At 35.3% G+C, this 11402-nt stretch carries 12 protein-coding genes; 4 read left to right on the top strand and 8 right to left on the bottom strand.

What is annotated here, in order from left to right:
- Positions 1 to 430 precede the first annotated feature (430 nt).
- From CY0110_RS21415 to CY0110_RS21400, 4 genes are all read right to left on the bottom strand, one after another.
- Positions 431 to 1387: an NAD-dependent epimerase/dehydratase family protein gene (locus tag CY0110_RS21415; RefSeq protein ID WP_008277656.1), complete on the bottom strand. Its 957-nt coding sequence runs from the start codon at positions 1385 to 1387 to the stop codon at positions 431 to 433.
- Between the two features lie 302 nt (positions 1388 to 1689).
- On the bottom strand, positions 1690 to 2553 hold the full coding sequence (locus CY0110_RS21410) for a hypothetical protein (RefSeq protein ID WP_035800275.1): 864 nt from the start codon (positions 2551 to 2553) through the stop codon (positions 1690 to 1692).
- Positions 2553 to 3152 (bottom strand): DUF1517 domain-containing protein, encoded by a 600-nt coding sequence (locus CY0110_RS21405; RefSeq protein ID WP_008277654.1) that lies wholly within the window; start codon positions 3150 to 3152, stop codon positions 2553 to 2555. Before CY0110_RS21405 ends, CY0110_RS21410 begins: the two co-directional genes overlap by 1 nt.
- Before the next feature lie 81 nt (positions 3153 to 3233).
- Complete coding sequence (locus tag CY0110_RS21400; RefSeq protein ID WP_008277653.1) at positions 3234 to 4808, bottom strand: BRCT domain-containing protein; 1575 nt, start codon at positions 4806 to 4808, stop codon at positions 3234 to 3236.
- 312 nt (positions 4809 to 5120) lie between these two features.
- Here CY0110_RS21400 and CY0110_RS21395 point away from each other — a divergent pair, with 312 nt between their 5' ends.
- Positions 5121 to 5387 (top strand): hypothetical protein, encoded by a 267-nt coding sequence (locus CY0110_RS21395; protein ID WP_008277652.1) that lies wholly within the window; start codon positions 5121 to 5123, stop codon positions 5385 to 5387.
- Between the two features lie 104 nt (positions 5388 to 5491).
- On the opposite strand, the gene CY0110_RS21390 is transcribed toward CY0110_RS21395, so the two are convergent.
- The 4 genes from CY0110_RS21390 to CY0110_RS21375 form a co-directional block, all read right to left on the bottom strand.
- Entirely contained in the window at positions 5492 to 6838 is a 1347-nt protein-coding gene (locus tag CY0110_RS21390; protein WP_008277651.1) for a TRAP transporter large permease, read from the bottom strand.
- Complete coding sequence (locus tag CY0110_RS21385; protein ID WP_008277650.1) at positions 6822 to 7376, bottom strand: TRAP transporter small permease subunit; 555 nt, start codon at positions 7374 to 7376, stop codon at positions 6822 to 6824. The genes CY0110_RS21390 and CY0110_RS21385 overlap by 17 nt, the downstream gene beginning before the upstream one ends.
- Positions 7377 to 7521: 145 nt before the next feature.
- Positions 7522 to 8613 (bottom strand): heat-inducible transcriptional repressor HrcA, encoded by a 1092-nt coding sequence (gene hrcA, locus CY0110_RS21380; RefSeq protein ID WP_035800272.1) that lies wholly within the window; start codon positions 8611 to 8613, stop codon positions 7522 to 7524.
- A gap of 66 nt (positions 8614 to 8679) precedes the next feature.
- A complete protein-coding gene (locus CY0110_RS21375; protein WP_008277648.1) occupies positions 8680 to 9030 on the bottom strand; it encodes a rhodanese-like domain-containing protein in 351 nt (116 codons plus the stop codon).
- A 445-nt stretch (positions 9031 to 9475) separates the two neighbouring features.
- Here CY0110_RS21375 and CY0110_RS21370 point away from each other — a divergent pair, with 445 nt between their 5' ends.
- The 3 genes from CY0110_RS21370 (at position 9476) to rpmA (ending at position 11390) form a co-directional block, all read left to right on the top strand.
- Complete coding sequence (locus CY0110_RS21370; RefSeq protein WP_008277647.1) at positions 9476 to 10528, top strand: hypothetical protein; 1053 nt, start codon at positions 9476 to 9478, stop codon at positions 10526 to 10528.
- 201 nt (positions 10529 to 10729) lie between these two features.
- Entirely contained in the window at positions 10730 to 11086 is a 357-nt protein-coding gene (gene rplU / locus CY0110_RS21365; protein ID WP_008277646.1) for a 50S ribosomal protein L21, read from the top strand.
- Between the two features lie 40 nt (positions 11087 to 11126).
- Positions 11127 to 11390, top strand: coding sequence for a 50S ribosomal protein L27 (gene rpmA, locus CY0110_RS21360; protein ID WP_008277645.1), 264 nt, complete (start codon positions 11127 to 11129; stop codon positions 11388 to 11390).
- Positions 11391 to 11402: the final 12 nt, after the last annotated feature.

The following is an 11402-nucleotide window of genomic DNA, read 5'->3' as shown; positions in this document are numbered from 1 at the left end:
TATCTTGACCCCGTAATTTTTTCCAAGCGTCTTCTAAGCGATCGGCGAGAGCATCAAACATAAGGCTTTTAAATTGTTTGGTTACTATTGAATGTTATTTTCTTACTTCTTTTAGTTTACTTTATCTTTCGGTATGCTTTGGATCGTTTTTGCTGAGGGTTTCATGTGAGAACAAACTAACTATCTAGAAAATCAAGTAGCGATCGCTTATTATCAAAGAGTTCTAGAACTTAAAAATCATCAGGGTTTACCCAGAGTTACGAAAGAAGGCTATAGCCAGTTTAAATAAGTTGTAGAAGTTTTCTGTTACCTGTTCTCAACAAGTATGTTCACGATTTGAAAAAAATAGTCCCTCAACACTTAGCAAAGGGACATAAAATCTAATTAGAAGTTTAACCTATGAATATTTTAACAAACAATGGATTAATTCTTAATTCTTTTGAGGATAAACCCCGTTTAGTTTCATGACATCTTCAATAGTTGTACAGTAATTTTCCATGCCAAAGCTTGCAGGAGTTACGGTATCTTTGTAAGTGAAATGTCGATAATTAATAGAAAAATAGTCCCAGTCTTCCATGCGTAAGCGAAAGACTTTGATAAAAAAGTTGACTAAGAAAATATATAAGGGAATGCGAAAATAAATTTTTTTATTAAGATAGTTACAAATTTTCTCTATCGCTTCATTGACCGTTGTTTTTTTATTACCTAATACAAGATTTTGATGCTCTAATTCACTGGAAGGATTGTCTACTAAATATTTAATGATTTTAGCGATATCTCTAGCATGAATATAATGAAAACTACCATCGGCTTTAAACCAACGAATTAAATCAATCCATTTAATTACATCTTGTATCCCACCGGATAGATGAGAATAGGGTTTATTGGGTTCACCACCGAATACTAGAGTAGGAAAAACTGTGGTTATTTTGTCATAAAATGGTTGCTCTTTTAACTGCACATAGCATTCATATTTTGTTCTTACATAATTGGTTCCTAATGTTCCTGCTTCGGATAAAGGTTGATTATTTTTATCTAAAATACTCGCTGTAGAAAAGTAAATAATTTGCTCACAAACTTCTGGATCTAATAGCTTCATTAACCCAATTGTTTTAGTTACATTAATTTCAAAAGATTCACTAATCCCCCCCCAACTGGTTGCAGCTAAAATAGCAACATTAACGGTCTTTAAAAACTCACTAAATTTTTCAATATTTTGTAGATCACCAATAATTAGATGAACATTAGGACGACTTTGATAACGAAATTGCAATTTTTCAGGATTTCTCACTAAAAAATAAAGCTCATGATCCGTTCCGTTTATTAAAGATTCGGCCATGTAATGACCAATACAACCGCTAGATCCTGTTATAAAAATACGCTTCATTAATCTTTTACTAATTTATTAAATTCCGTCAGATAATGACGGCTTTACACTTTATAGCAATTTAACATAACTTACATCTTGTACCTTGGATAAAATTAGGTTTATTTTTGCCTATTTCCTTAACTTACAGTGGCTTCTTATGCTTTGGGAAGTGTAGTAATTTTAGATGCTCAAGACTTTCTCAGAAGTTATAACCTGTTTAACAGGTTATAACTGAATTCGATCAAAGGGAATGTACGGATAACGAACAAAAGTTTGAAAAAAGAATAACTCCGCACTCCTAACACCGAACTCAGATTTGTTTAACGTCTCCGTCTGCCAAGACTACGGGAACCAGATTTTGAACGACTGCTGCTACCGAAACCTGAACGTCGTCGAGTATTAGAGCGAGAGTTACCACTACTTTCTAATTTACTTGACCCAAACCCAGAACCACTAGACTTACTTGCATTAGGAGACTGTCTGCTACGGTTAGTAGTGGAACGAGAAGAGGAACGGTTGAGGTTCCCGGTGGTGCGTAAGGTTTGACGATTTTTTACAGCTGGAGGGGGTGCATTATATTTACTTTGATAACGTTGACTGGCCTGAGTATAAGTGTTGCCATAACTTCCGTAACCCGTCATTATTCCTCCTGATTGATAAACGGGAGGAAAATAATATTGCGGCCTAAACAATAAACTACCCAACGCTTGACCGGCTAATGCACCAGCAAACGGAGACCAAAAATTCGACTCCCGACGCACGACAACAGTTTGAGGTTGTCCTGTTTGGGGGTTGGGTTGGGTTTCGGTGACGGTGTGGACATACTCTATCTTAAAATCTTCGGTAAGGTGCATCACTGCTTGATCTCCTGTGACTTCTAGATAGGTACTTTCCCCTTTTTCTATTGCTTCGGGGGTTAATCTAGCCATTTGTAGGTTTTGAGTTCGATAAATAGGAGGTTTTCCCGCAGGAGTATTCAACAACATCAAGGTGTAAGTCCCATCAGCATCATCATATTCTGCTTGTTGTACAGGGTAACGTCCTTCTGTGACTTGGTTAGGAGGAGTCACGGTTGTATTATTGGTCTGGGGAGAAGAAGATTGAGTGGAGGTGGGAGAACTACAAGCAACGGTAGTCCAACACAGGGTGATGGATAAGAAAATAGCTAATAATTTACGCATCATCATAGGGGTATCAGTTCAGAAAAGTTGAGTAATAATTGATCGTTGGTAAGTTCGTCTCCAAACTGTGCCGGAGAATAGTGAATTTGTATAGCTTCTAAACGGTTTTGGTAGTGAAGGTTAATTAAGGCTTTTAAACCATATTCTAAAGCTTCTCTATCGGCTAAATTGGTTTCTAAGTCTGGTTCTTCTCCTGTAAAAGCTACGGTGATCATGACCACCAAGTTACGAGTAACGGGAAAGGACAAAGGGATATTGTCATCTTCTTGGGATAGGGAAACTTCACTTAAGTAACGTTGTGCTGAGTCGGTGAACAATTCGGTGAAATAGTCGCCAGCTTCTCCCTCCTGCCAAAAAAAGTCTCCCTCATTACCAGCAGATTGCCAGTAAAGACTCATTTGGAGAAGATTTTGACAAATTTGAACTAAACCTTCTCCAATCACCTCTAAGTCCCCTTCTGCGTCTATGGCGTTTCTCCCTGCGCTGTTGAGGATTCCCAATAAAGGCGCAATGTCATCTCCAGCAAGATGGACGAAAATACGACAAACCACAAAACGGGTTTTTCCAGTAAATTTATTCAGGCGATCGCGCCAAGTATTCATAGGTTATTCTTAAGACGCTTTAAATAATAGACTTTAGTTTTTAGCCTATCATTTTTGTTGTTTTGATAACAAGTTATCTCTTTATTCGGGGTTTGTTTCTGTTATCCCTACGGTTGCTAATGCTTCTAGAAACTGATTTTCTGATAGTTGAGAAATGCCTAATTTTTGTGCTTTTTTTAGTTTATCACCAGGATTTTTCCCAACCACAACATAGTCAGTTTTAGAACTGGGAGAACTGGTTAAAGTTCCTCCTGCTTGTTGAACTAAAGATTTAGCTGTTTCTCTATTCATGCTATCGAGACTACCGACAACAACCAGTTTTTTGCCATCGAAAGCGATTTCATTTTTTACTTTTTCTTGGTTTTCTTCTTCTTTTTCTTTTGATTCAGTTTCTTTTTTTACACCAGAAATGTTTTCCTTTGCTTCTATTTTACTTGATTTTTCAGTGATTTTTTCAATTTCTTGTTTTAACTGAGTTTCAATTGTGTCTTTTTCTTGTTGTATTGTTTCTAGTTGATTTTGTAATTTAGTAACTATTTCTTCTTTCTGTTTAAGTTGTTTTTCGAGTTCATCTTTTTTCTGAGACACTTTATTGCTTTCTTCCTGTTGCTTCTGTAAGCTATTGTTTTCTTTTTCAAGAGACTGCAGTTGTTTCTCTAAAGATGTGACAGTTTCTTGTTGTTGTTTTAAACTATTTTGCAAAGTCTCTTTTTCTTCAGTAATAGCTTTAATCTGCTGTTGTCGTTCTTTTTCTAAACTATTTTTCTCCTGGGATGCGTTTTCTAGTTGTTTCTCTAAAGATGCGATAGTTTCTTGTTGTTGAGATAAACTATTTTCCGCAGACTCTTTTGCTTCCGTAATCGTTTTAATCTGCTGTTGCAGTTCTTTTTCTAAACTATTTTTTTCCTGAGATGCGCTTTCTAGTTGTTTCTCTAAAGATGCAACAGTATCTTGTTGTTGAGATAAACTATTTTCCGCAGATTCTTTTGCTTCCGTAATCGTTTTAATCTGCTGTTGCAGTTCTTTTTCTAAACTATTTTTTTCTTGAGATATAGTTTCTAGTTGGTTCTCCAAAGATGTGATAGTTTCTTGCTGTTCATTTAAACTGTTTTCTAGTTCTTCTCGTTTAGCTATAATTGTTTTTAACTCTTGGTTTAAAGAATCATTATTTTGATTAGCTTCTTTTAACTGAGTCTTAGCTGTCTCATGATCTTTTTGGAGACTTTCGAGTTTTTGTTCGAGATTAGATAAATCTTTTTTATAAGTGGTTTCTAATTGATCTTTTTGTTGCTGTAATGATTGATTATTTTGTTGAGCGACATTAACTTTATCCTGTTCTTGTTTAATAGTCTTAGATAAATTATTTTTCTCTTCATGTAATTGACTAACATTTTCCTCTAACGCTGTTACTTGTTGCTTGATATTAGTATAATCTTGTTGTAACTGATGATTTTTTTGTTTCAGTCCTTCATTAATGCCATCAAGATCCTGCAATTTTTCTCTTAAACTTTCTTTTTCTTGGGTTAGCTGTTTTTGCTGATCTAATAAGCTTGCTTCTTGTTTTAGACGACTCTTACGAAGTTGTCGATAGTTGATACCAGAAGCTCCTAAAACAAGCAATAATGTACCAATTTCGTAAACCAATGGGTTGATCATATATATACCTCCTACTAATAAACAGCAACTAGCCAGTTCCAGTGTCGAGCGTTTGTAGCGTCCTAGCTGCAATCAAGACTGTCCCATACTCCTATTTATATCAGTCTGCGATCGCCTTCTTTGACATATCTTCTTAAACCTTACAAATCTTAATGTATTACTAACACACATCATATTCAAGTATATTTGTCAACTCCACATTCATTAGTGAATTATTAAAGTGATGAATATCAGAGAATATCTGTGATCTGTTGATTATGTCTGTTTAAGAAGTTGAGATACTCTAAAAATACTGACCTTTTTTAAACTATCATGAATTTACTAAAATCAAAAGCATTTTGGCTCAGCTTACTACTTATTTTATCTTTATCTTATCCTATTAATGCTCAAAATACTGAGGTTCCTTCTGAGTGTGAACAAGACTCTACGCAAATTAATAATAGAATTGCCATTGTAGAAAATTCTATGTATGGTGAAACGTTAGCTTGGAAAAAAACCAATATTATTATTAGCAAAAAAGAGGATCAATTAGGATTAATTGAGTCTGGAGCTAAAGTCAAAATCTTATGCGAACTGTAAACAAATAGCCTTATAAACTTTGTGACAAAAGTTGAAATTTTAGAAGGAAGATTAAAAGGAGAAGTAGGTTGGGTTGCGTCTTCTAACATTAGAATAAGATAAGCTTAACCTCTTGCTGAACTTAAGGAGGGTAAAAAACTAACCAGAGAAGGAAAAATAATAATTAATATTAATACTAAAAGTTGTAGCAAAATAAAAGGAATAGCACCACGATAAATATCTTCTGTTTTTAACTCTGGTGGAGCCACTCCTCTAAGATAAAATAAAGCAAAACCAAAGGGAGGTGTTAAGAAAGACGTTTGTAAATTAGCAGCCAAAATAACACCATACCACATTAAATCTATCCCTAATGTTTCAGCAACTGGCTTAAAAATAGGAATGACAATAAAAGCAATTTCAAAGAAGTCGATAAAAAAGCCTAAAATAAACACAGTTAACATACTAACTGCCAAAAAACCATATTTTCCCCCTGGTAAAGTGGTTAAAATTTCTAACATAAAATGATCCCCATCAACACCTCGAAAGACCAAACTAAAAGCAGTTGATCCAAAAAGGATAAAAATCACCATTGTGCTAATGCGTAAAGTAGCATCGCAAACTTGTTTTAAAGTAACCCAATTTAATTGCTTATTAAAAGCAGCTAAAATCATAGTTCCCAATGCACCCACTGCACCAGCTTCGGTGGGAGTCGCAATGCCAAAAAAGATACTTCCCAACACCAATAAAATTAATAATAGAGGAGGAAGCATCGCTTGAATTACCTGTTTAACTAATGCTTTCTTACTAATATTTCGTTCTTCCGGAGGCAAAGCTGGAGCTACATCTGGGCGAATTAAAGAAACAACAATAACATGAATTGCAAAGACACTAGCCATCATTAATCCTGGAATAATGGAGCCAATAAATAAGCTACCTACAGGAATACCCAGTTGATCGGCTAATACCACTAAAACGATACTCGGAGGGATTAATTGTCCCAAAGTTCCTGATGCAACGATCGCCCCAGATGCCAATTCTTTGTTATATCCATAACGCAACATAATAGGCAACGAAATTAAACCCATAGCTACCACTGTTGCTGCTACAACTCCCGTAGTTGCTGCTAATAAAGCACCTACAATAACCACAGCTAATGCAAGGCCACCGCGTAATCTTCCAAATAAAATGCCCATTGTGAGCAGTAATTTTTCGGCAATACCTGTCTTTTCTAACATCGATCCCAAAAAGATAAAATAGGGAATAGCTAGGAGGGTATAGTTTCCCATAATGCCAAAAATTCGACTCGGTAAAGCACTTAAAAAAACGGGATCAAATGCCCCTAAAATTACGCCGATAAGGGCAAAAATAATAGAAACTCCGCCTAAAGAAAAAGCAACAGGATAACCAAAAGAAAGTAAAATTAATGCTCCTACGAACATTAAAGGCCCCAACCAATCATATGTTAAGGTCATGGTTTTCCTCCTGGGGAATTAATTGACCAGTAAATATCGCCCAATTTTTAACTGCTTCAGCTAGTCCTTGAAAAATCAGTAAGATATAACTTACAATTATCATGGACTTAATAGGATAACGGGGAAGTCCACCTGGATCAGAAGACATTTCTAAAATCTTCCAAGAATTAACAATATTTCCCCAAGAATAATAAATTATCATTAAACAAAAAGGAATTAAAAATATAAAAACACCAATAAAATTAGCCAAAGCTTTTCGTTTTGGTGGCCAATCTTTATAGAAAAGGTCAACTCTAACGTGTTCATCATGTTTAAGCGTATAAGCAGCACCTAAAAGAAAGACAAGATCAAACAAATACCATTGCACTTCGATTAAGGCATTAGAGGTTAAATTCTGTCCAATAAATCTTCCTAAATAACGCCCAATAACGTTCCAAACCCCTACAAAAATCATGAGGAGAACTAACCAATAAGTTAACCTTCCTATCCATTCGTTGATAGTATCGATAATTTTGGCAATATTTAATAACTTTTGCAAAGATTGACCTCGATTTCAACTCATGAGTATTTTAATATAACAGCACCAGGGAAACCGTGACAAGTTTATCAATGAATAATTAATAATTATTCATTTTTTACTCAAACTTATTGAATTTTGAAAACAATTTTATATCATTTTATTATTAATTGATTGCGCCTAAAGCTTCCGATAAATAGTCAGCCGTTGACTCAACTAAAGGGATCGTATTTTCGTATAACATTCGAGTCGGACCGATTAATCCTACACTTCCTACAGGAATATTGCCTTGACAATAAGTTGCAGAAATCAAGCTACAAGGACGCATCGATTCTAACGGGTTTTCTGTCCCAATTTTTAGGGTAACTCGTCGGTTTGATAATTCAAATTCAGGAATATCTAGAATTAAAGGTAAAAGTTTTTCTTGTTCTTCTTCTAATAAATGAAGTAACATTTGAACCTGTTGTAATTGAGAAAACTCAGGTTGTCTTAAAACTTCTGAAACTCCATGAATCATCATTTGAGTAGAAACTGATGTTTTTAGATAAGTTTTGAGTTGTTTGAGTAAACTTTTTAAGAAATCTGCATAGTTTATAAAATCTTGATCAATTTTTTCCCAATCTAACTGGCTCAATTCTAATAATGACTTCCCTTTTAATTGGCTATTTAAAAAATTAGAAAGAATATGTAACTCTTCCTCTAAACACTCTTGATTCTCTTCGTTATCTCTACCTAGAGTCGTGGGAATATCCACAACAATTGATTGGGTTTGATAACTATCTGTTACCACTAATAGCATGGCTTGTTTTGATGAAATTGGGATGAGTTGAAGATGACGTAATTGATTAGGAGAGGTTTGAGGTAAAGTAATTAAAGCAATATAACCACTTAAGTTAGCTAAAATTTGGGTTGCTCTTTGTAAAGCTGTTTCAAAATTATAGGTTTTTTGCTTGAGTTGTTGACTTAAATTTTGTTTGATTTGTTTAGCTCTTTTTTTATTAGGAGTCATTAAGTTGTCGACATAAATTCGATAACCAAAATCAGAAGGAATACGACCGGCTGAGGTATAAGGTTGATATAAAAAACCTGCTTTTTCTAGTTTTCCTAAAGTATTACGAATGGTTGCTGAACTCACACTAAAATCGTATTCTGTCACTAAGGTTTTTGAGCCAACTGGTTCTGCTGTGGCGATATAATGTCGTACTGTAGCTCGTAAAATGTCTTGATGACGTTGATTTAATAAAGCAGTAACATTCATAATGGTTTGAGAAGTCACTCTAAGACTTACTAAAATGGTTGTTAATATTAAAGCAGTTTTTAGTCATTAATATTGAGGAATCTTAGCATCAACTCTGGCAGCATAAGCTGCAATTCCTCCCGATACATTTTTAACATTTGTAAAACCGTTGTTAAGTAACCAAAGACACATTTGGGCTGATCGCATTCCGTGATGACAAAGCACAAAGGTTTCTTTATGAGGATCAAAACGCTGCTCAATCTCATGAGACCATTGTTCAAATTGACTTAAAGACAAGACTTCAAATCCCTTGATATAAGCGATCGCTACTTCTTCTGGTTCTCTGACATCGATTAATTGTAACTCATCAGAGTCTTGGTCTAACCGTTGAGCCAATTCTTCGACACTAATGACAGGAAGAGATGGAAATTGATTCATTAGGATATTTAAGCGTCAGTAGATTTAAGTACACCTTAACAGATTATTAAAATATTTTCCTTAGAAGATTCATAGTTATCTCAGTTGGCAAATTGTTTCAACTGGGGAAAAATAAAACAGGATTCATTTTCAATAAAACCTAAACAAATAATATTCAATATTCACCCAAAAATGATAAGGACTAATAGCTTATTAATTTTTGTCATCACTTTCAAAAGGGAAAGAAATGGGTTCTCAAAAACTTTTGATCATAAGTTTAGACAGAGATGTTACTTTGATAAGAATTTGTGGGAACCATAGAACTGTAGTCTAAACCCTGGCCATATTCAGTGTCATCTGAGCAACTATATCCTTTAATTTTATCGACTGTCTTGATGGCTATTTCAGGCTACTGATAATCAATCCTAACCGATGCGTAATCTACAACTCCAGAGGAGAAACCCTGATGAACAAAAAGACTGATACTCCTATTACCTCCCTCTCCCCAGAGTCCCATAAGGATGCTCCTTGGTGGAATCGTTCTGTCATAGGAGAAGATAGTCTTGTAGAAGACTTACTAGGAAAGTTTAGTAAACAAGAAGTCTCAGAAAGTGCGCTCTTTTTGCATAATCGGGAGATGACTGATCTTAGAGTATTTGCAAAAACAGCCGAGACTATTGATAATGACAAATTTGGACAAGAAGAATTTTTAATCTTTGTTAAAATGCAGTATTTACTGCGTAAGGGACTTCATGAGTATCAAGGATTATATGAAAGTTTACAACTGCTGAAAGTGGCTATTGATGCTAAAGATTGTTTTATTTCCATTGACCAAACAGAATTACGGTATCGTGGGACTAAACAACAAGAATTTTATAATTTTGTCGAACGTTTATTATTGGATCATGAGAATGCAGTCACCTTTCGTGAACAAGTTCAAATGAGATTAGCTGATCTTCTTCCTCAAATTAAAACAGAAGAAGGAAGAACGGCCTTACAAAACTATGCTAAATATCTCGATCAGTTATCAGATAATGAATTAGGGTTAAAATTATTATCTCTTTTCAAAACTTATCAACTTGCCGACTATTCTATTTTACGGATTATCTCTAATTTAATCCAAAGTCTAGGAAAAAAAGATTTATTAGACTTCAAAGGGTTAGTTTCTTTGGTTAGGGTTAATTATGGTCTCTTTGAAAAATTACGGGACATTATTGGACTCTCTGAACGGCAAAGTACCCCAGAAACCTATGGGTTGATGATTCAGTTTATTGCTTTAGCCAATCGACACGGCATTTCTCATATGAAGTTTGATGACTTAATTAAAGTGATGCAAAAATGGTATAAACCTTATCAAGCTGTCATCGGTATTCGTCAAGAACATCCCCCCAGTGAATATAAACAACCGAAAGAGTTTAAAGAAGCTATACCAGGGATCGAAATTTACGAAAAATACAGGAAATGGTTAACGGATAAGAAAACAGGTATGGTATTTATTGATTTTGGAGATGACCATTAAGTTAAGGCAATCGTAACTGCGAACTTCTCACACCACAGTCCGTGAGTTTGACGGACTTGCTTAAAATATTTTATAATCATAGATTGTGTGTCTGATTCGATGCTCGGATCAGGTTATGACATCGCTAAAAGCACAAAGCATAATCGATTGAAGCATTAGACTTTGAGCTACCTGTACGGCAACTAAAACAAGGACAAAATTATGAGCTACGCTATTATCGAGGCAGGGGGAACTCAACTCCGCGTTGAACCCGGCCGTTTTTATGATATTAATCGTCTCAGTGCCAACGAAGATGGTTCTTATGTCATTGATAAGGTTTTATTGATCAATAATGATGATGAGATAACCATTGGACAGCCTTATATCGAAGGGGCAACTGTCGAAGGAAATGTTCTTGAAGAACGACGAGGACGGAAAGTTATTGTTTACAAGATGCGTCCTAAAAAGAAAACTCGTAAAAAACGAGGCCATCGTCAAGAATTAAGTCGTTTAATGATTAATTCTATTAGTCTTAATGGCTCTGTTATTGCAGAGACAACCTCAGACACCGAAGAATAATCTTACAATAGACATACTATTACAACAGAGATAAGGAATTATGGCTCACAAGAAAGGAACAGGAAGTACCAGAAACGGAAGAGATTCTCGGTCTCAGCGACTGGGAGTTAAACGCTACGGTGGTCAAGTTGTTAAAGCCGGCAACATTCTCATTCGCCAACGGGGAACCAGAGTTCACCCAGGCAATAACGTGGGACGAGGTAACGATGATACCCTCTTCGCTTTAATTGATGGGATCGTGACCTTTGAGTATAAAACCAAAAGTCGTAGAAAGGTTAGCGTTTATCCTGTAGCTGCGGAATAAGCTCCCCCCTCC

Source organism: Crocosphaera chwakensis CCY0110 (genome assembly GCF_000169335.1).
GTDB classification, from domain to species: domain Bacteria; phylum Cyanobacteriota; class Cyanobacteriia; order Cyanobacteriales; family Microcystaceae; genus Crocosphaera; species Crocosphaera chwakensis.
The sequence above is the reverse complement of the archived record's forward strand: the minus strand, read 5'-3'. Positions and strand labels throughout refer to the sequence as shown.